Consider the following 20,759-nt stretch of genomic DNA (forward strand, 5'->3'; position numbering starts at 1 on the left):
GGCCATGCACAGCTATGACTATGCCTTGCTGATCGCTTTCTTCGTTTTGTTGCTGGCGCCGGCGGCGTTGCTTGGGCGCTTTTTCTACCAAGTGATGGAAGGCCAGCGCACCTGGCTGTCGCCGTTGCTGGCGCCGCTCGAGCGCGGTTGCTATCGCCTGGCTGGCGTCGACCCCGCGCAAGAGCAGAGCTGGCAGCGTTATGCACTGGCGCTGCTGTCGTTCAATCTGGCGGGCTTCATGCTACTGCTGGCGATCCTGCTGCTGCAGGGCCATCTGCCGCTCAACCCGCGGCAGTTGCCGGGTCAGGACTGGTCGCTGGCGCTGAACACGGCGGTGAGCTTCGTCACCAACACCAACTGGCAGGCTTACAGCGGCGAAAGCTCGCTGAGCGCGCTGAGCCAGATGCTCGGCCTGACCGTGCAGAACTTTCTCAGTGCCGCCACCGGCCTTGCCGTGCTGGTGGCGCTGTGCCGTGGCATCGCCCGGCGTTCGGCCAGCACCGTGGGCAACTTCTGGGTCGACCTGACCCGTGCCACCCTGTACGGCCTGCTGCCGCTGAGTCTGCTGCTGGCGTTGCTGCTGGTCTGGCAAGGGGTGCCGCAGACCTTCACCGACAGCGTGCAGGCACTGACCTTGAGCGGTGATCGGCAAACCCTGCCGCTCGGGCCGGTGGCCAGCCAGATCGCCATCAAGCAGCTGGGCACCAACGGCGGCGGCTTCTTCGGCGTCAACGCGGCGCACCCGTTCGAGAACCCCACCGCCTGGAGCAACCTGTTCGAGCTGGTGGCCATCGTGCTGATTCCGGCGGCGCTGGTGTTCACCTTCGGCCATTACGTCAAGGACCTGCGCCAGAGCCGGGCGATTCTCGGCTGCATGCTGGCGCTGTTCGTGCTCGGCGGCGCCACGGCGTTGTGGGCCGAATACCAGCCCAACCCGGCCTTGCTCGACCCGCAGGTGGAGCACACCGCGCCGCTGGAGGGCAAGGAAGTACGTTTCGGCACCACCGGCTCGGTGTTGTGGGCGGTGACCACCACTGCCGCCTCCAACGGCTCGGTGAACGCCATGCACGACAGCCTCAACCCGCTGACCGGGCTGGTGACCCTAGGCAACATGATGGTCGGCGAGGTGATCTTCGGCGGCGTCGGTGCCGGGCTCTACGGCATGTTGCTGTTCGTGCTGATCGCGGTATTTCTTGCCGGATTGATGATCGGCCGCACCCCGCATTACCTGGGCAAGTCGTTGCAGGCGCGCGAGGTCAAGCTGCTGGTGGCGACCTTGCTGGTGATGCCCCTCGGCGCGCTGGTGCTCGGCGCCATCGCGGCGAGCCTGCCGGGTGCGCAAACGGCGCTGAGCAATCCCGGCCCGCATGGCTTCAGCCAGCTGCTGTATGCCTATACCTCGGCCACCGCCAACAACGGCTCGGCGTTCGCCGGCTTTGCCGGTAACAGCGTGCTGCACAACCTGCTGCTGAGCCTGGCGATGCTGATCGGCCGCTTTGGCTACATCCTGCCGGTGCTGGCCCTGGCCGGAAGTCTCGCGGCCAAGCGCTGCGTGGCCTGCGGTGCCGACAGTTTTCCCACCCACGGCGTGCTGTTCGCCAGCCTGCTGCTGGTGACGGTGTTGCTGGTCGGCGGCCTGAGCTTTCTGCCGACCCTGGCCCTCGGGCCGCTCGCCGACCACCTCAGCCAAGGTTTCCAAGGAGTCGCCCCATGAACCTGCCTATCGCGCAAACCGGCCCTGTGCCCGACGCCAGTCAGGCCACCCGCTTCGGCCGGCTGTGGCGCCCAGCGCTGCGCCAGGCCTTCGTCAAGCTCGATCCGCGTCAGTTGCGGCGCTCGCCGGTGATGCTGGTGGTGGCCGTCAGCGCGCTGCTGACCAGTGTGCTGAGCGTGCTGCCGGACAGCGGCGTGAGTACCGCCGTGGCCGTGCAGATCAGCCTGTGGCTGTGGTTCACCGTGCTGTTCGCCAACTTTGCCGAGGCGCTGGCCGAAGGCCGTGGCAAGGCCCGTGCTGACAGCCTCAGGGCCGGCAGCCAGGGCCTTACCGCGCGCCGCCTTGAAGGCGACGGGGGCTTTAGCACAGTCCCCGCCGCAACCCTGCGCAAGGGTGACGTGGTGCAGGTGCTGGCCGGTGAGCTGATTCCCGCCGACGGGGAGGTGCTCGAAGGCATCGCCGCGGTGAACGAGGCGGCCATCACCGGTGAATCGGCACCGGTCATCCGCGAATCGGGCGGCGATCGCTCGGCGGTCACCGGCAATACGCGCCTGGTGTCCGACCAACTGCTGGTGCGCATCAGCAACGACCCCGGCGAGTCGACCGTAGACCGCATGGTGGCGCTGGTGGAAGGCGCACGGCGGCAGAAGACGCCCAACGAGGTCGCGCTGGATTTGCTGCTGATCGGCCTGACCCTGGTGTTTCTCATCGTGGTGGTGACGCTGCAGCCGTTCGCCCGGCTGTCTGGCGGGGGCTTGCCGTTGATCTTCCTCGCCGCGTTGCTGGTGACGCTGATTCCAACCACCATCGGCGGGTTGCTCTCGGCCATCGGCATCGCCGGCATGGACCGCCTGGTGCGGCTCAACGTCATCGCCCGCTCGGGCCGCGCGGTGGAGGCGGCCGGCGATGTGCAGACCCTGCTGCTGGACAAGACCGGCACCATCACCTTCGGCAACCGCCGTTGCGCGGCCCTGCACTGCGCGCCGGGCATTGCCCCGACGACGCTGGCAGAAGCTGCGCTGTACGCCTCGCTTGCCGACGACACCGCCGAGGGCAAGTCGGTGCTGGAGTACGTGCGTGGCCTGCACGCGCTGGTCGAACCTGCGGCCGGGCAGTTCCAGGCCATTGCCTTCAGCGCCGAGACGCGGCTGTCAGGCATCGACCTGGGCCCGCGGCGCTACCGCAAGGGCGCGGTGGATGCGGTGCTGGCCTACGCCGGCCTGCCAGCCGAGCAACTGCCGCCGGCCCTGGCCGCCGAGGTGCAACGCATCGCCCAGAGTGGTGGCACGCCGCTGCTGGTCTGTAGCGAGCAGCGGGTGCTGGGGGCGATCCACCTCAAGGACGTGGTCAAGCCGGGCATTGCCGAGCGCTTCGCGCAGTTGCGCGCCATGGGCATTCGCACAGTGATGATCACCGGCGACAACCCGTTGACCGCCGCAGCCATCGCCGCCGAAGCGGGGGTCGATGATGTGCTGGCGCAAGCCACCCCGGAGAAAAAGCTGGCGCGCATTCGCCAGGAGCAGAGCGAAGGGCGTCTGGTGGCGATGTGCGGCGACGGTGCCAACGATGCCCCGGCGCTGGCCCAGGCCGATGTCGGCGTGGCCATGAACGAAGGCACCCAGGCCGCCCGCGAGGCGGCCAACATGGTTGATCTGGACAGCGACCCGACCAAGCTGCTCGATGTGGTGCAGGTCGGCAAGGCGCTGTTGGTCACCCGTGGCGCGCTGACCACCTTTTCCATCGCCAACGATGTGGCCAAGTATTTCGCCATCCTCCCGGCACTGTTCGCGGCCATCTATCCGCAGCTGGGCGCGCTCAACCTGATGCAACTGCATAGCCCGCAAAGCGCGATTCTCTCGGCCATCGTGTTCAACGCGCTGATCATCGTCGTGCTGATTCCGCTGGCACTGCGCGGCGTGTCGGTGCGCGCCACCAGCGCTGCGCAGTTGCTGCGGCGCAATCTGTTGCTGTACGGGCTCGGTGGGCTGCTGGTGCCGTTCGCCGGCATCAAACTGATCGACCTGCTGCTCACCGCCTTGCACCTGGTCTGAAGGAGACTGCCATGCTTGCTTCACTGCGTCCGGCGCTGTGCCTGCTCGCTTTACTCACACTGCTCACCGGCGGCCTTTACCCGCTGCTGGTCACCGCCCTGGGGCAATGGGCGTTCCCGCTTCAGGCCAATGGCAGTCTGCTGCGCGACGACCACGGCCAGGTGCGCGGCTCGCAACTGATCGCCCAGCCGTTGAGCGGCGCGCAGTGGTTCCACTCGCGGCCGTCCGCCGGCGACTACGCAACCCTGCCCAGCGCCGCGAGCAACCTGGCGGCGAGCAATCCGCAGCTGGCCGCGCGCATCAAGCGTGAAGCTGCGCTGGAATCGACCCAGGGCCAGGTGCCAGTGCCACTGGCCCTGTTGACTACCTCGGCCAGCGGCCTCGACCCGCACCTGCCACCGGCGGCCGTGGCCTGGCAACTGCCGCGCGTGGCAGCTGCGCGCGGCGTGCCGGTGCAGCGCTTGCAAGCGCTGCTCGATCAGGCCACATTGCGGCCCTGGGTCGGGCCGCCTGTGGTCAACGTGCTGCTGCTCAACCAGGCGTTGGACCATCTGGCGCCTACTCCCCATGAAGGATGATCGATGACTGATTCTTCGGGCGCCGCCGCGTCGGGCGCCGCTGCACTGCGCGCCGATGCACTGCTGACGGCGCTGCCAGCCCAGGGGCGGGGCCGTTTGAAGGTATTTCTTGGCGCCGCCCCTGGGGTCGGCAAGACCTACGCCATGCTCCAGGCTGCGCATGAGCGCCAGCGCCAGGGCGTCAGGTTGCTGGCAGCGGTGGTGCAGACCCATGGCCGCAGCGAGACCGAAGCACTGTCGCTGGGTCTGCCGCAGGTGCCGCTGCTGCGCCACGAGTACCGCGGCGTGCTGCTCGAGGAGATGGACCTCGACGCCGTGCTGGCTGCTGCGCCGCAGTTGGCCCTGGTCGACGAACTGGCCCACAGCAACGTACCCGGCAGTCGTCATGCCAAGCGCTGGCAGGACGTGCAGGAGTTGCTGGCCGCCGGCATCGACGTCTACACCACGGTCAACGTCCAGCACCTGGAGAGCCTCAACGACAAAGTGTGCGGCATCACCGGCGTGCAGGTGCGCGAAACCGTTCCCGACTGGGTGGTGCAGGAAGCCTTCGAACTGGTGCTGATCGACCTGCCGCCGCGCGAGCTGCTCGAACGCCTGCGCCAGGGCAAGGTGTACGTGCCCGAACAGGCGCGCGCGGCCATCGATGCGTTCTTCTCGCAGACCAACCTCGGCGCCCTGCGCGAGCTGGCCATGCAGACGGCGGCGGCGCAGGTCGATGCCGATGTCGCCCAGGGCTATCGGCAACGCGGCGAGCAGGCCCCGGCGTTGCAGGGGCGTTTGCTGGTCGGGGTCGATGGCGACGATCAGGCCGAAGCACTGGTGCGCCACGCCAGCCGGGTCGCCCAGCGCCGGCACTTGCCGTGGAGCGTGGTGCACGTCGAGCGCGGTGCAGCGCGCGATGAAGGCAGCCGGCAGTGCCTGCAAGCGGCCCAGCAACTGGCCGAGCGGCTGGGTGGCGAGGTGGTGGTGCTGCGTGCGGGGGAGGTGGCGCGCACGCTGCTCGGCCACGCTGCCGAGCGTCGCGCCAGCGTGTTGCTGGTGGGGCAGAGCCGCCGCCGCTGGTGGCGGCGCTGGCTCAGTGGTGGGGTGGCGCAGCGCTTGCTGCGGGAACCTTCGGGGTTAGAGATCAGCGTGCTCGATGGGCAGGCGGCGCGGCCTGCGCGAGTCCGTGGCGAACCTGGGCGCTGGGTCGCCGGGCACTACCTGCTGGCCATCCTCGCCACGGCGCTGGCCGCTGGCCTGGCCTGGGCCGTGTCCAGCGTGCTGGAACTGCCGAACATCTCCCTGGTGTTTCTCGCTGCGGTATTACTGGTGGCGGTGCGCAGCAGCCTGGGTCCGGCGCTGGTCTGCGCGCTGCTGTCGTTTCTCGCCTACGACTACCTGTTCATCGCCCCCAGTTACTCCTTGAGCATCCGCCGCGAAGAAGACGTGCTGACCTTGCTGTTCTTTCTGCTTATGGCGGCCCTGACCGGCAAGCTGGCTGCACGCCAGCGCCGCCAGTTGCAGGTGCTGCGTGACACCCAGGACGAGACCCGGCAGTTGCTCGAACTGTCCCAACACCTGGCGCTTGCCACCGACCGCAAGGCCGTGCTGGCGGCTGCCGTCACCCACTTGGAACAGGCCGCCGGGCAGCCGGTAACGGTGGTGCAGCGCCTCGCCGATGGTGGCTTTAGCCCGCTCAGTGGCCCGGCGCAGGCCCTGCCGGTCAGCGCCCAGGCGGCTGCGCACTGGGCCTGGCAACACGGCCAGGCCGCCGGTGCCGGCACCGACACGCTGCCCGATAGCCCATTCTGGTGGTGGCCGTTGCGGGTCGAGGATCGGCCGTTGGCTTTGCTCGGGGTGAAGGTTGCGCCCTCGGCAGCGCTCAGTCGCCGCCGCCTGCGCCTGTTGCGCGGTTTGGCCCAGCCGCTGGCGCAGGCCCTGGCCCGGGTCGAGCTGGCCGAGCAACTAGAGGCTGCACGGCTGCAAGGGGAAACCGAGCAGTTGCGCAGCGCGCTGCTGGCGTCGGTGTCGCATGACTTGCGCACCCCGCTGACGGCCATGCGCGGCAGCATCGACAGCCTGCTTGCCCTCGACCAGGCGTTGAGTGGCGCCGACCGCCGCGAGTTGCTCGAGGGCACCCGTGATGAGGCTGAACGCCTCGATCGCTATATTCAGAACCTGCTCGACATGACCCGCCTGGGTCACGGCAGCCTGGCCCTGGCGCGCGATTGGGTAGCGCCGGCCGACATCGTCGGCAGCGCCTTGCACAGGCTGCGCACGCTGCTGGCACCGTTGCGCGTCGAACGGCAGATGGCTGGCGACCTGCCGCTGCTGTACGTGCATGCCGCGCTGATCGAGCAGGCGTTGGTCAATGTGCTGGAAAACGCCGCGCGGTTTTCGCCGCGCGACGGCCGCATTCTTCTTCAGGTGGCGGTCGAGGGCGAGCAGTTGCGTCTGGCGATCAGTGATCAGGGGCCCGGCATTCCGCTGGCCGAACGCAGCAAGATCTTCGACATGTTCTACACCGCCGCCCGCGGCGACCGTGGCGGGCAGGGCACAGGCCTGGGGCTTGCCATCTGCCAGGGCATGATCGGCGCGCATGGCGGCCGTATCGAGGTCGACGACGGCGCGGATGGCCAAGGGACCTGCATCACTCTATGCTTGCCGCTGCCCGCCCAACCCGATGCTGATGCCGAGGCGCCATGAGCCTGCCTGCCACCTTGCTGGTGATCGACGACGAGCCGCAGATTCGCAAGTTCCTGCGCATCAGCCTGTGCTCGCAGGGCTATCACGTGGTCGAGGCAGGCACCGGCCGCGAAGGCCTGGCTCAGGCGGCGCTGGCGCGTCCCGACCTGGTGGTGCTCGACCTCGGCCTGCCGGACATGGACGGCCAGCAGGTGCTGCGTGAACTGCGCGAGTGGAGCGCGGTGCCGGTGATGGTGCTGTCGGTGCGCGCCAGTGAGCTGCAGAAAGTCGACGCCCTCGACGGTGGCGCCAACGACTACGTGACCAAGCCCTTCGGCATTCAGGAGTTTCTCGCTCGGGTGCGTGCCCTGCTGCGCCAGGCCGCCGCCGCGACCTCGCCAAGTGGCGGCAGCGAGCCGCTGCTGCGCGTCGGCCCGCTGAGCATCGACCTGGCCCTGCGCAAGGTCAGCCTCGACGCCCGTGACGTCGAGTTGACCCGCAAGGAATACGCGTTGCTGGCGCAACTGGCGCGGCATCCGGGGCGGGTCATCACCCAGCAGCAGCTGCTCAAGGACATCTGGGGGCCAAGCCATGTCCACGACACCCATTACCTGCGCATCGTGGTCGGCCACCTGCGGCAAAAGCTCGGTGACGATCCGGCGGCGCCGCGCTTCATCGTCACTGAGGTGGGGGTCGGCTATCGCCTGTTGAGCGATTAAGCCTCGCTGGCAGGCTCGAGGAACGCCGCCGCCAGCAACTGCCGTGTGTAGGGGTGCTGCGGGTCGCGGAAGATCTCGTGGGCCGCGCCTTGCTCGACCACCTGACCTTGCTTGATCACCATCAACTGATGACTGAGCGCCTTGACCACCGCCAGGTCGTGGCTGATGAACAGGTAGGTGAGGTTGTATTTGAGCTGCAGCGAACGCAGCAGTTCCACCACCTGGCGCTGCACCGTGCGGTCGAGGGCCGAGGTCGGCTCATCGAGCAGAATCAGCGCCGGCTTGAGCACCAGGGCACGGGCGATGGCGATGCGCTGGCGCTGACCGCCGGAGAACTCGTGGGGGTAGCGGTGACGGCTGGCAGGGTCAAGGCCGACTTCCTGCAACGCCGCGATGATCGCAGCTTCCCGTTCCTCAGCCGTGCCGATGCGATGAATGTGCAAGCCTTCACCGACGATGTCGGCCACGCTCATGCGCGGGCTGAGGCTGCCGAACGGGTCCTGGAACACCACCTGCATCTGCCGGCGCAACGGCCGCACCTGACGCTGCTCGAGGCCATCGAGCGCCTGACCGTCGAAGCGGATGCTGCCCTGGCTTGCGATCAGTCGCAAAATCGCCAGGCCCAGGGTCGACTTGCCCGAGCCGCTCTCACCGACGATGCCCAGGGTCTGCCCCTGGGGCAGGCTGAAGCTCACGCCATTCACCGCCTTGACGTGGTCGACCGTGCGCCGTAGCAAGCCCTGCTTGATCGGGAACCACACCTTCAACGCATCGACCTCCAGCAGCGCCGGGCCGACTGCGGTGCTGGCCGGCGCGCCACTGGGCTCGGCATTGATCAGCATCTGCGTGTAGGGGTGCTGCGGGGCGCTGAACAGGGTCGCGCAATCGGCCTGCTCGACGATCTGTCCCTGCTGCATCACGCACACCCGGTGGGCGATGCGCCGTACCAGGTTGAGGTCGTGGCTGATCAGCAGCAGCGCCATGCCCAGACGCGCCTGCAACGATTTCAGCAGCTCGAGGATTTTCATCTGCACGGTGACGTCGAGCGCGGTGGTCGGTTCGTCGGCGATCAACAGCTCCGGCTCGTTGGCCAGGGCCATGGCGATCATCACCCGCTGGCGCTGACCCCCGGACAACTCGTGAGGCAGGGCCTTGAGGCGCTTGGCAGGTTCGGGGATGCCCACCAGTTCGAGCAGCTCGAGGGTGCGCGCGGTGGCCTGCTTGCCGGTCAGGCCCTTGTGCAGCAGGAGGATTTCGTTGATCTGCTTTTCGATGGTGTGCAGCGGGTTGAGCGAGGTCATCGGCTCCTGGAAGATCATCGCGATGCGATTGCCGCGGATACGCTGCATGGGCTTTTCGCCCAGGTGCAGCAGGTCCTGTCCTCCATAGCGGATGCTGCCGCTGGGGTGGCGCGCCAGCGGGTAGGGCAGCAGGCGCAGAATCGAATGCGCCGTCACCGACTTGCCCGAGCCGCTTTCGCCGACCAGGGCCAGGGTTTCGCCCCTGCGGATGTCGAAGCTGATGCCATCGACCACGCGGTTGACCTGTTCGCCGGTGACGAACTCCACCGCCAGGTCGCGGACTTCGATCAGGGTCTGTTCACTCATGTCATTTCCTCGGATCGAAGGCATCGCGGGCGGATTCGCCGATGAACACCAGCAGGCTGAGCATCACCGCCAGCACGGCGAAGGCGCTGATGCCCAGCCATGGCGCCTGCAGGTTGGATTTGCCCTGGGCCACCAGTTCGCCCAGCGACGGCGCCCCAGCGGGCAGGCCGAAGCCGAGAAAATCCAGCGCGGTGAGGGTACCGATGGCGCCGGTGAGGATGAATGGCAGGAAGGTCATGGTCGAGATCATCGCGTTGGGCAGGATGTGCCGGTACATGATCGAACCATCGCCCATGCCCAGCGCGCGGGCGGCGCGCACGTATTCCAGGTTGCGCCCGCGCAGGAACTCGGCGCGCACCACATCCACCAGACTCATCCACGAGAACAGCAGCATGATGCCCAGCAGCCACCAGAAGTTCGGCTGCACGAAGCTGGCGAGGATGATCAGCAGGTACAGCACCGGCAGACCCGACCAGATTTCCAGAAAACGCTGACCGGCCAAGTCTACCCAGCCGCCGTAGTAGCCCTGCAAGGCGCCAGCGATGACGCCGATCACTGAGCTGGCCAGGGTCAGGGTCAGGGCGAACAGCACGGAAATACGGAAGCCATAAATCACCCGCGCCAGCACGTCGCGGCCCTGGTCGTCGGTGCCCAGCCAGTTGTCCGTCGACGGTGGCGCCGGGGCCGGCACCTTGAGGTCGTAGTTGATGCTCTGGTAGCTGAACGGCACCGGCGCCCACAGCACCGAGGCATCGTGTTTGGCCAGAAGCTCACGGATGTATGGGCTCTTGTAGTTGGCTTCCAGGGGGAATTCGCCGCCGAAGGTGGTTTCCGGGTAGCGCTTGAAGGCCGGGAAATACCATTGGTCGTCGTAGTGCACGGCAATCGGCTTGTCGTTGGCGATCAGCTCGGCGCCCAGGCTCAGGCCGAACAGAATCAGGAACAGCCACAGCGACCACCAGCCGCGACGGTTGGCCTTGAAGCGCTCGAAGCGCCGCCGGTTGAGGGGAGAAAGAGCCATGTCAGTGCTTCCTGCTGGCGAAGTCGATGCGTGGATCGACCAGGGTGTAGGTCAGGTCGCCGATCAGTTTCACCACCAGCCCAAGCAGGGTGAAGATGAACAGGGTGCCGAAGACTACCGGGTAGTCGCGGTTGATCGCCGCCTCGAAGCTCATCAGGCCCAGGCCGTCGAGCGAGAAAATCACCTCGATCAACAATGAGCCGGTGAAGAAGATGCTGATGAACGCCGACGGAAAGCCGGCGATCACCAGCAGCATGGCGTTGCGGAACACATGGCCGTAGAGCACCCGCGACCGACTCAGGCCCTTGGCCTTGGCGGTGACCACGTACTGTTTGTTGATCTCGTCGAGAAAGCTGTTCTTGGTCAGCAGGGTCATGGTGGCGAAGTTGCCGATCACCAGGGCGGTGATCGGCAACACCAGGTGCCAGAAGTAGTCCAGCACCTTGCCCGTGGTCGACAGCTCATCGAAGTTGTTCGAGGTCAGCCCGCGCAACGGGAACCAGTCGAAATAGCTGCCACCGGCGAACAGCACGATCAGCAGGATGGCGAACAGGAATGCTGGAATAGCGTAGCCGACGATGATCGCCGAACTGGTCCAGACATCGAAGTGACTGCCATGGCGCACCGCCTTGGCGATACCCAAGGGGATCGACACCAGGTACATGATCAGCGTGCTCCACAGCCCCAGCGAGATCGACACCGGCATCTTTTCCATGATCAGGTCGATGACCTTGGCATCGCGGAAGAAGCTGTCGCCGAAATCCAGGGTGGCGTAGTTCTTGATCATGATCCACAGCCGTTCCGGCGCCGACTTGTCGAAGCCGTACATGTGCTCGATCTCGGCGATCAGCGCCGGGTCCAGGCCTTGCGCACCCCGGTAGTTGGAGCCGGCTACCGAAACTTCCGCGCCGCCGCCGGCGATGCGGCTGGTGGCGCCTTCGAAGCCTTCGAGCTTGGCGATCATCTGCTCGACCGGGCCGCCCGGCGCGGCCTGGACGATGATGAAGTTGATGACCAGGATGCCCAGCAAGGTCGGAATGATCAGCAGCAGGCGCCGCAGGGTATAGGCCAGCATGTCAGTTGCCCTCGGCAGGCGGTGGAGTGACGTCGCTCACCGCCGGGGTGACGTTCGGCTTGATCCACCAGGTGTTGATGCCCAGGTCGAAGGTCGGCGACACCTCGGGGTGGCCGATGTGGTTCCAGTACGCCACCCGGTAGGTGCTGATGTACCAGTTGGGGATCACGTAAAAGCCCCACAGCAGCACGCGGTCCAGGGCATGGGCGTGCTCGATCAGCGACTGGCGCGAATCAGCGCCGATCAGCGACTCGACCAGCTGGTCGATGGCCGGGTCGCGCAGGCCGATGTAGTTGCGACTGCCGGGGTTGTCGGCCGACACGCTCGACCAGTACTCGCGCTGCTCGTTACCCGGCGAACTGGTCTGCGGGAAGCTGCCGACCATCATGTCGAAATCGCGCAGGCGGATGCGGGTGACGAACTGCGAGACATCCACCCGGCGTATCACCAGGTCGATGCCCAGTTCGGCCAGGTTGCGCTTGAACGGCAGCAACACGCGCTCGAAGTCCGGCTGCGCGAGCAGAAACTCGATGCTCACCGGCTTGCCCTGGGCATCGACCATCTTGTCGTCGACGATCTTCCAGCCGGCCTCTTGCAGCAGGCGATAGGCGGTGCGTTGCTGCTCGCGGATCATGCCGCTGGCGTCGGTGACCGGGGTGCTGAAGGCGGTGCTCAGGGCGCGCTCGGGGATTTTTCCGCGCAGCGGTTCGAGAATCGCCCGCTCGGCATCGCTGGGCGCGCCGCGGGCGGCCATGTCGGAGTTCTCGAAGTAGCTGTTGGTGCGCCTGTAGGCGCCGTTGAACAGCTGCCTGTTGGTCCACTCGAAATCGAACAGTTGGCTCAGCGCCTCGCGCACGCGGATGTCCTGGAAGATCGGCCGGCGCAGGTTGAAGACAAAGCCCTGCATGCCGGATGGGTTGCCGTTGGGCAACTCTTCGCGGATCAGCCGGCCATCGCGCACCGCGGGGGTGTTGTAGGCGGTGGCCCAGCTTTTCGCCGTACGCTCTTCGCGGAAATCGAACTGCCCGGCCTTGAGCCCTTCGAGGGCCACCACGTTGTCGCGGTAGACGTCGAAGGTCATGGCGTCGAAATTGTACTGGCCGACATTGATCGGCAGGTCCTTGGCCCAGTAGTCCTTGACCCGCTCATAGCGAATAGAGCGCCCCGGCTTGACCTGGGCGACCCGGTACGGCCCGCTGCCCAAGGGCAATTCGAGGCTGGCGTGGGTGAAATCACGCTCGGCGTACCAGTGCTTGGGCAGCACCGGCAGTTGGCCGAGGATCATCGGCAGCTCGCGGTTGCCGCCGTGCTTGAAGTCGAAGCGCACCTGCAAGGGGGTTTCTGCCACGACCTGGGTGACGTCACCGTAATACTGGCGATACAGCGGCGCGCCCTGTTTGGTCAGCGCATTGAAGGAAAACACCACATCCTCGGCGCGCATCGGCTGGCCGTCGTGGAAACGTGCTTCCGGGCGCAGGTAGAAGCGTACCCAGGTGTTGTCCGGGGCCTTTTCGATCTTGCCGGCGACCAGGCCGTACTCGGTGAACGGCTCGTCGCGGCTCTGGGTCATCAGCGTGTCGTAGATCAGCTCGATACCATCGGCTGGCACGCCCTTGGTGATGTACGGGTTGAGGCTGTCGAAGCTGCCGAAGCTGGACTGGCGGAAAGTGCCGCCCTTGGGCGCCTTGGGGTTGACGTAGTCGAGGTGCTTGAAGTCGGCCGGGTACTTGGGCGGCTCGTCGTACAGGGTCAGGGCATGTTGCGGGGCGGCTGCGGCAGGTAAGGCCAGGCAGGCGAGCAACAGGCTCGCGGCCAGCGCACCGAAGCGGTGGATGGGCGTCATGGGGCTTTCTCCGGAGTCTTCTTGAGCCACCAGCTGTTCAGCCCCAAGGTGTAGGGCGGTGTGGCGACGAAGGCGAAACGGTTGCGGTACGCCAGGCGGTGATTGTCGAGGTACCAGTTGGGAATCATGTAGTTGTGCCACAACAGCACGCGGTCCAGGGCGCGCGCAGCGGCGACCTGGTCATCGCGGCTCTGCGCGCCCAGCAGGGTGTCGAGCAGGTGATCGACCACCGGGTCGTTGATCCCGGCGTAGTTCTTGCTGCCCTTGATCGAGGCTTGGCTTGAGTGGAAGTACTGCCACTGCTCGAGGCCCGGACTGAGGGTCTGGCCGAGGGTCATCAGAATCATGTCGAAATCGAACTGGTCCAGGCGCTGTTTGTACTGCGCGCGATCGACCGTGCGCAGCCCGGCGGCGATGCCGATGCTGGCCAGGTTTTCCACGTAGGGCCCGAAGATGCGCTCCAGATTTGGATTGACCAAAAGGATTTCCAGGCGCAACTGCCGGCCCTTGGCGTCCACCAGACGCTGGCCGTCCAGGCGATACCCGGCCTTGGCGAACAGGCCCAGCGCCTCACGCAGGGTCTGCCGGCCGATGCCGCTGCCTTCTGTGCGGCTGACCTGGTAGGGCTCGGTGAACAGCTTGGCTGGCAATTGATCGCGGAACGGCTTGAGCAGCAGCCATTCCTTGCCCACCGGCAGGCCGGTCGCGGCGAATTCGCTGTTGGGGTAATAGCTGGTCGAGCGCTGATAGGCACTGCTGAACAACGCACGGTTGGCCCACTCGAAATCGAGCATCAGCCCCAGCGCCTGGCGCAGGTCGGGGTTGTCGAACGGCGCGCGGCGGCTGTTCATGAACAGCCCTTGGGTCTGGGTGGGGATACGGTGCGGAATCTGCGCCTTGATCACCTGGCCGCGGCGCACCGCCGGGAAGTTGTAGCCATTGGCCCAGTTCTTCGCCTGATGCTCGATGTAGATGTCGAATTCGCCGGCCTTGAACGCTTCGAAGGCCACCGTGGCGTCGCGGTAGAACTCGAATTCCACGCGGTTGAAGTTGTACTTGCCGCGATTGACCGGCAGGTCCTTGCCCCAGTAATTCTTCACCCGCTCGAACACCAGACGCCGGCCGGGCTGCACCTCGCTGATGCGGTACGGCCCGCTGCCCAGCGGCGGCTCGAAGGTGGTGGCCTTGAAATCGCGCTTTTCCCAGTAGTGCTTGGGCAGCACCGGCATTTCGCCCAGGCGCAGGATCAGCAGCGGGTTGCCGGCGCGCTTGAAGACGAAGCGAATGCGCAGCGGGCCGAGGATGTCGACGCGCTGCACTTCCTGCAGGTTGGTGCGGTACAGCGGATGGCCCTGCTTGAGCAAAGTGCGGTAGGAGAACGCCACATCGGCCGAGGTGATCGGCTTGCCATCATGAAAGCGTGCCTGCGGGCGCAGGTTGAACACCACCCAGCTACGGTCCTCGCTGTACTCCACCGAGCGGGCGATCAGCCCATAACTAGAGGTCGGCTCGTCACCGGAAGGGTCGTACTGTCCGGTGCCGACCATCAGCGTTTCGTTCAGCTCGCTGACCCCGTACTGCTGGAAGTTCGGCGTGGTGACCGGGCTCGAGCCTTTGAAGGTGTAGGGGTTGAGGGTGTCGAAGGTGCCAAAGGCCATGGCCCGCAACGTGCCGCCCTTGGGCGCTTGCGGATTGACCCAGTCGAAGTGGGTGAAGCTGGCTGGGTACTTGAGCGTGCCGAACTGCGCATATCCGTGGCTTTCGCTCACTGTAGCGCCCGCAGGGAAGCTCAAGGCCAGGCTGATTGACAGCAGGAGGGGACGTATCAAGTCGGCATCCGATCCAGAGGCGTTGGGCTTGGGTCGGGCTACAGTAACAGCTTGTCAGGGATGGAAAAAGAGACCCGGGAAAGGCGTTGCGCCAGGGCTGGCGCGGCGTTGCGCGAGGGCATCTGCGCCCCGCGTGGCGGGGCGTGATGAACAGCGGGCACGGTGCTGCCCGACGGCTATCAGTGACCGAGGTAAACGGTCAGCGTCTGGCCTGGCTTGAGAGCTTTGCCGCTGCGAGGGTTCCAGCGCTTGAGGTGCTGCATTTCCACGTTGAAGCGCTTGGCCACCAGGTACAGCGAATCGCCCTTGCGTACCTTGTATTGCGTTGAGCGCTTCTGTGCTGCGGCCACGCGGTTGGCGGCAGCGCTGGAGGCGGCAGGTGCGTTGCCACCGCGCAGCGCCAGGACCTGGCCGGCGCGCAGGCTGCTGCCCGACAAGCGGTTCCAGCGCTGCAGGTCACGTACCGACACGCGGTTGGCCTTGGCGATGGCACCGAGGTTGTCACCACGCTTGACCCGGTAGCTGCGCGTGCCGGCTGGCGCGGCAGCAGGCGCCTTGGCTTCGGCCAGGGCGGCCTGGAACACGGCCTTGTTCGGTTGCAGGCTGACCAGTTGCTCGGGATTGAGGTTGGACAGGCTGGCGGCCAGCAACTGGGCCTTGGCCGTCGGCACCAGCAACTGCTGCGGGCCGTCGACGGTCATGCGCTTCTTGAACGCCGGGTTGAGCTGGATCAGTTCGTCTTCGTCGATGTCGGCGAAGGCGGCCACCCGCGACAGGTCGAGTCGCTCGTTGATCGTCACTGCCTGGAAGTACGGCTGGTTGGCGATCGGGCTGAGGTTCACGCCGTAGGCTTCAGGGGTGTTGACGATCTGCGACAGCGCCAGCAGCTTGGGCACGTAGTCGCGGGTTTCCTGCGGCAGCGGCAGGTTCCAGTAGTCGGTCGGCAGGCCCAGGCGCTCGTTGCGCTCGATGGCCCGGCTCACCGTGCCTTCGCCGGCGTTGTAGGCCGCCAGGGCCAGCAGCCAGTCGCCATTGAACATGTCGTGCAGGCGGCTGAGGTAGTCGAGCGCGGCGTTGGTCGAGGCGGTGATGTCGCGTCGGCCGTCGTAGAAATGGGTCTGGCGCAGGTTGAAGCTGCGCCCGGTGGACGGGATGAACTGCCACAGGCCGACCGCATGGGCACGCGAGTAGGCCATGGGGTTGTAGGCGCTCTCGATGGCTGGCAGCAGCGCCAGCTCCAGCGGCATGTCGCGCTCTTCGAGACGCTCTACGATGAAGTGCATGTACAGGCTGCCACGCTCACCCAGCGCCTCCACCGAACGCGAGTTGCTGGCGAACCACAGGCGCTGCTGTTCGATGCGTGGATTGACGTCGATGTCCTGCAGGACGAAGCCCTGGCGCATGCGCACCCAGACATCCTCCGGTGGTGGCTTGACCGCAGGGGCGATCACCCGCGGTGCCGGCCTGTGCTTGATCCGCGCCTGGTAGTCGGGCGCGCGAACGCTGTCGGTCTCCGCGACCTTCGGCGCGCTCTGGCAGCCCACCAGGGTGGCTGTCAGGGCCAGTGCGCTGGCTTGCGCCAGGCGCCTCAGGGCGAGGGAATGAGAGGTTCTGCGGCTGCGCAATGACATCGGCGGGTACGTTCATCCGGGCAAAAAAGTGGGGCGATTCTAGGAACCGCTTCCCGCCCGGTCAACCTTTCCCCCGCCTTCAGATATATCTTGGGGTTATCAGAACTGGTTCTTCCATGACCTCAACGCAGCAAAAACCGATACGGGAGTGAGGTTTGCGTCGCCCGTCCATTCGTCTGCTTTTTGTTTAACAGATGTTTCAGTCGTGCGTAGAAAAGGGTTGGTCTGACGTTCCAGACCAATGCGCGAGGGCAGGGTGATGCGCTGCTCGGCGCGCAGCCGCTCGACGTCAGCCAGACGTTGCTGCAGTACCGCGTTGTCAGGTTCGACTGCCTGGGCGAAGCGCAGGTTGCTCAGCGTGTACTCGTGGGCGCAGTACACTTGCGTCCCCTCCGGCAAGGCCGATAGCCGCTGTAGCGAAGCATGCATCTGCCCCGGCGTACCTTCGAACAAACGTCCGCAGCCACCGGCGAACAGCGTGTCGCCGCTGAACAGCAGGGGCCGGGGAATTGCACTGTAGAAGGCGATATGCCCCAGGGTATGCCCGGGCACTTCCAGCACTTCGAAGTCCAGGCCCAGCGTCTGCACATGATCGCCATCGCTCAGGGCCACATCGCGGGCTGGAATCGATTCGGCGACCGGACCATGGACGCGAGCCCCTGTGGCGGCCTTGAGCGCTTCGACGCCGCCGACATGATCGTGGTGGTGATGGGTGATGAGAATATCGGTCAGGCGCCACTGCGGGTTCGCGCTCAACCAGTCGAGCACCGGCTGGGCGTCGCCCGGGTCGACCACGGCGCAGCACTGTGTGGCAGTATCTTGTAACAACCAGATGTAGTTGTCGGAGAAAGCGGGTAGAGCGTCGATCTGTATCATGTGCGGTTATCCGATTCACCTGGCGGGACATGAAGGCATCTTAGCTGCGATGGCGCGGTGCAAGAAACCTTTGACGGAGAGTGCGATGAGCGATGAAGCGTTTGCCCAGGCCGATGCGCAGTGGCTTGAATTGACTGCCCAGGCGCGTGACTGGTTCGACGGGCCTGTGGGGCAATTGATGCTCAGAGAAGAACAGGCGCTGCTCGAAAACGAGCTGCAACGGTTCTTCGGAGGCTTTCTGGTGCACTACGGCCCGTGCGCCGAAGCACCGCCCAGCGCCCCACAGGTGCAACGAACCGTGCGTCTGGGGGCGCCATTTCCAGGTGTGGAAATCGTCTGTGAAGAGCAGGCCTGGCCGCTCGGCGAGCACGCCGCCGATGTAGTGGTGCTGCAGCATGGCCTGGACTTCAGCATTTCCCCCCACGGCCTGCTGCGCGAAGCCGCCAAGGCGGTGCGACCGGGCGGGCACCTGTTGATCGTGGGCATCAACCCCTACAGTGGCTGGGGTCTGCGTCATCTATTGGGCAAAGGTGCACTGCGCAAGGCGCGCTGCATCGGCGCATCGCGCGTCGGTGACTGGCTCAACCTGCTGGGCTTCGCGCTGGAGAAACGTCGGTTCGGGTGCTATCGTCCGCCGCTTGCCTCGCCGGCCTGGCAGCAGCGCATGAGCGGCTGGGAGCGCCGGGCCGGGGCCTGGCAGCTCGGCGGCGGCGGAGTCTACGTACTGGTGGCGCGCAAGATGGTGATTGGCCTCAGGCCGCTGCCCCAGGAGCGTCGCGAGCCGATGGGCAAGCTGCTGCCACTGCCACTGGCCAAGGTCAATCGCCGGCGCAGCGATGCCCCGGCGATGCCACCGAGGATCGATAATTTCTAGTCAATGAGCGGTACATGAGCGATAGCGTCGAGATCTACACCGATGGGGCCTGCAAGGGCAATCCTGGCCTGGGTGGCTGGGGCGTCCTGATCGTCTACAAGGGCCAGGAAAAGGAACTGTGGGGCGGCGAGCGCAACACCACCAACAACCGCATGGAACTGATGGCCGCGATCCAGGGGCTGATGGTCCTGACCCGTGAATGCGAGGTGGTGCTGACCACCGACTCGCAGTACGTGATGAAAGGCATCACCGAGTGGATGGTCAACTGGAAGAAGCGCGGCTGGAAGACCGCAGCCAAGGAACCGGTGAAGAACGCCGACCTGTGGCGTCTGCTCGATGAGCAGGTCAACCGCCACAAGGTCACTTGGAAGTGGGTGCGCGGCCACATCGGTCACCCCGGCAACGAGCGCGCCGACCAGTTGGCCAACCGCGGCGTCGACGAGTTGCGCTGAGCCTGACAGGTCCGATCAGGTACAATCGCCACCTTTCCCGTGATGCAAGTTGGAGTCACCCCCCGTGGAGCAGCAGCAAGACAAGCGTCTGGTCATTCTCGACACCGAAACCACCGGTATGCCGGTTACCGAAGGCCACAGGGTCATCGAAATCGGCTGTGTCGAGGTGGTCGGTCGGCGCCTCACCGGGCGGCATTTCCACGTCTATCTGCAGCCCGACCGCGAGAGTGACGAGGGCGCCATTGGCGTTCACGGCATCACCGATGCCTTCCTGATCGGCAAACCGCGCTTTGCCGAGGTGGCTGACGAATTCTTCGCGTTCATCGAAGGCGCAACGCTGGTCATCCACAACGCAGCGTTCGACGTTGGCTTCATCAACAACGAGTTCGCCTTGGTCGGCCAGTCACAGCGCGCCGATATCTCCCAACATTGCCCGATCCTCGACACCCTGATGATGGCGCGCTCGCGCCATCCGGGGCAGCGCAACAGCCTCGATGCGCTGTGCAAGCGCTATGGCATCGACAACTCCGGGCGCGAGCTGCACGGCGCGCTGCTCGATGCCGAGTTGCTGGCCGATGTCTACCTGGCGATGACCGGTGGGCAGACCAGCCTTTCACTGGCTGGAAGTGGTGCAGAGCGTCAGGACGGCCAACAGGCAGCGCCTAGCGAAATCCGGCGAGTCACCGGCCGTCAGCCGGGCCCGGTGCTGCTGGCCAGCGCACAAGAGCTTGAAGCCCATGCCGAACGTCTGGCAGCGGTGGCGAAAGCGGCAGGGGCACCTGCCTTGTGGCAGACCATCGAGGCAGGCTGAAGCGCGTTACGAGAATCTGCCTGTGCCGGCCTCGTCACGAGGCCGATTGAAACCGCTCAAGGCACGCGAATCAGTTCGACACCGCTGGCCACCAGCTCGAAGCGGTTTTCCCCCAGATGATTGACCCGGTCACCTATCGCCAGGCGGTAGGTGACGATCGGCGCGCCTACGGCATTGCCATCGGCCTGCAGGGTGGACTCCTGGAACTCGTGAACGGGGTAGATACGGCCTTCGGCGTCACGGGCGTGGAACTGGCCGACCATTACTGCTGCCATGTGCGAGGAAACCTCTGAAATATGAAGAAATGTCTGTAGACATAGACCTGCGGTAACGACGGGAAGTTTTCCAGGCAAAGGAAAAAAACCCCGAGGCGTAATGGTGGTCATCTATAACTACAGCGTTCCATTCACAGCAGAGGTTGGAGATCACCATGAGCCATGAGTATTCCGTAGCGGTCGTCGTCGGCAGCCTGCGCAAGGATTCCTACAATCGCAAGGTTGCGCGAGCGTTGTCAGAACTGGCGCCGTCGAGTCTGTCGCTGAAGATCGTCGAGATCGGTGACCTGCCGTTGTACAACGAAGATGTCGAAGCCAATGCCCCAGAAACCTGGAAACGCTTTCGCGACGAGATCCGTGGCAGCGATGCCGTGCTGTTCGTTACTCCCGAATACAATCGCTCGATGCCTGGCTGCCTGAAAAACGCCATCGACGTCGGCTCGCGTCCCTATGGGGAAAGCGCCTGGGGCGGCAAGCCCACGGCGGTGGTCAGCGTTTCCCCCGGCGCATTGGGCGGCTTCGGTGCCAACCACGCCGTTCGCCAGACCCTGGTGTTCCTCGACATGCCGTGCATGCAGATGCCTGAGGCCTACGTGGGTGGGGCTGCCAACCTGTTCGACGACGCTGGCAAGCTCAATGACAAGACCCGTCCATTCTTGCAAGCGTTCATCGATCGCTTCGCCGGCTGGGTCAAACTCAACCGCGCAGTTTGATTGGAGGCTTGTCTGCGCGGCGG

17 protein-coding genes are annotated in these 20,759 nt (G+C 65.5%); 9 read left to right on the forward strand and 8 right to left on the reverse strand.

Annotated features, from left to right (window positions below):
• Positions 1 to 4: 4 nt before the first annotated feature.
• The 5 genes from kdpA to LK03_RS14065 are packed head-to-tail and all read left to right on the forward strand — an operon-like array spanning position 5 to position 7,729.
• A complete protein-coding gene (gene kdpA / locus LK03_RS14045; RefSeq protein ID WP_038412981.1) occupies positions 5 to 1,714 on the forward strand; it encodes a potassium-transporting ATPase subunit KdpA in 1,710 nt (569 codons plus the stop codon).
• Positions 1,711 to 3,765: a potassium-transporting ATPase subunit KdpB gene (gene kdpB / locus LK03_RS14050; RefSeq protein WP_038412982.1), complete on the forward strand. Its 2,055-nt coding sequence runs from the start codon at positions 1,711 to 1,713 to the stop codon at positions 3,763 to 3,765. The genes kdpA and kdpB overlap by 4 nt, the downstream gene beginning before the upstream one ends.
• A gap of 11 nt (positions 3,766 to 3,776) precedes the next feature.
• Positions 3,777 to 4,343 (forward strand): potassium-transporting ATPase subunit KdpC, encoded by a 567-nt coding sequence (kdpC, locus tag LK03_RS14055; protein WP_038412983.1) that lies wholly within the window; start codon positions 3,777 to 3,779, stop codon positions 4,341 to 4,343.
• A 3-nt stretch (positions 4,344 to 4,346) separates the two neighbouring features.
• Complete coding sequence (locus LK03_RS14060; RefSeq protein WP_038412985.1) at positions 4,347 to 7,031, forward strand: sensor histidine kinase; 2,685 nt, start codon at positions 4,347 to 4,349, stop codon at positions 7,029 to 7,031.
• The gene (locus LK03_RS14065; protein WP_038412986.1) at positions 7,028 to 7,729 is read left to right on the forward strand and encodes a response regulator; all 702 of its coding nucleotides are present in this window, start codon (positions 7,028 to 7,030) and stop codon (positions 7,727 to 7,729) included. Before LK03_RS14060 ends, LK03_RS14065 begins: the two co-directional genes overlap by 4 nt.
• Here LK03_RS14065 and LK03_RS14070 read toward each other — a convergent pair.
• The 7 genes from LK03_RS14070 to gloB form a co-directional block, all read right to left on the reverse strand.
• Entirely contained in the window at positions 7,726 to 9,336 is a 1,611-nt protein-coding gene (locus LK03_RS14070) for an ABC transporter ATP-binding protein (protein ID WP_038412987.1), read from the reverse strand. The two genes, LK03_RS14065 and LK03_RS14070, sit on opposite strands and share 4 nt — an antisense overlap.
• A 1-nt stretch (position 9,337) precedes the next feature.
• Entirely contained in the window at positions 9,338 to 10,357 is a 1,020-nt protein-coding gene (locus tag LK03_RS14075; protein WP_038412989.1) for an ABC transporter permease, read from the reverse strand.
• Between the two features lies 1 nt (position 10,358).
• On the reverse strand, positions 10,359 to 11,432 hold the full coding sequence (locus tag LK03_RS14080; protein WP_038412990.1) for a microcin C ABC transporter permease YejB: 1,074 nt from the start codon (positions 11,430 to 11,432) through the stop codon (positions 10,359 to 10,361).
• Between the two features lies 1 nt (position 11,433).
• On the reverse strand, positions 11,434 to 13,275 hold the full coding sequence (locus tag LK03_RS14085; protein ID WP_038412991.1) for an extracellular solute-binding protein: 1,842 nt from the start codon (positions 13,273 to 13,275) through the stop codon (positions 11,434 to 11,436).
• Positions 13,272 to 15,104 (reverse strand): extracellular solute-binding protein, encoded by a 1,833-nt coding sequence (locus tag LK03_RS14090; protein WP_038412992.1) that lies wholly within the window; start codon positions 15,102 to 15,104, stop codon positions 13,272 to 13,274. The genes LK03_RS14085 and LK03_RS14090 overlap by 4 nt, the downstream gene beginning before the upstream one ends.
• 179 nt (positions 15,105 to 15,283) lie before the next feature.
• Positions 15,284 to 16,735: a lytic transglycosylase domain-containing protein gene (locus LK03_RS14095; protein ID WP_038412993.1), complete on the reverse strand. Its 1,452-nt coding sequence runs from the start codon at positions 16,733 to 16,735 to the stop codon at positions 15,284 to 15,286.
• Between the two features lie 99 nt (positions 16,736 to 16,834).
• Entirely contained in the window at positions 16,835 to 17,611 is a 777-nt protein-coding gene (gene gloB / locus LK03_RS14100) for a hydroxyacylglutathione hydrolase (protein ID WP_038412994.1), read from the reverse strand.
• Positions 17,612 to 17,696: 85 nt separating this feature from the next.
• Between gloB and LK03_RS14105 the strand changes: the two genes are divergently transcribed.
• The 3 genes from LK03_RS14105 (at position 17,697) to dnaQ (ending at position 19,748) form a co-directional block, all read left to right on the forward strand.
• Entirely contained in the window at positions 17,697 to 18,485 is a 789-nt protein-coding gene (locus LK03_RS14105) for a class I SAM-dependent methyltransferase (RefSeq protein WP_038412995.1), read from the forward strand.
• 14 nt (positions 18,486 to 18,499) lie between these two features.
• Positions 18,500 to 18,937 carry a ribonuclease HI gene (gene rnhA / locus LK03_RS14110; RefSeq protein ID WP_038412996.1) on the forward strand — a complete coding sequence of 146 codons (438 nt, stop codon included), beginning with the start codon at positions 18,500 to 18,502 and terminating at the stop codon, positions 18,935 to 18,937.
• A gap of 64 nt (positions 18,938 to 19,001) precedes the next feature.
• Complete coding sequence (gene dnaQ / locus LK03_RS14115) at positions 19,002 to 19,748, forward strand: DNA polymerase III subunit epsilon (RefSeq protein ID WP_038412997.1); 747 nt, start codon at positions 19,002 to 19,004, stop codon at positions 19,746 to 19,748.
• Between the two features lie 56 nt (positions 19,749 to 19,804).
• Here the strand turns inward: dnaQ and LK03_RS14120 are convergent, their stop codons facing one another.
• Positions 19,805 to 20,023, reverse strand: coding sequence for a hypothetical protein (locus LK03_RS14120; protein WP_038412998.1), 219 nt, complete (start codon positions 20,021 to 20,023; stop codon positions 19,805 to 19,807).
• A gap of 155 nt (positions 20,024 to 20,178) precedes the next feature.
• Here LK03_RS14120 and LK03_RS14125 point away from each other — a divergent pair, with 155 nt between their 5' ends.
• Complete coding sequence (locus LK03_RS14125; protein WP_038412999.1) at positions 20,179 to 20,736, forward strand: NADPH-dependent FMN reductase; 558 nt, start codon at positions 20,179 to 20,181, stop codon at positions 20,734 to 20,736.
• Positions 20,737 to 20,759: the final 23 nt, after the last annotated feature.

The organism is Pseudomonas cremoricolorata (assembly GCF_000759535.1).
In the GTDB taxonomy this organism is placed as follows: domain Bacteria; phylum Pseudomonadota; class Gammaproteobacteria; order Pseudomonadales; family Pseudomonadaceae; genus Aquipseudomonas; species Aquipseudomonas cremoricolorata_A.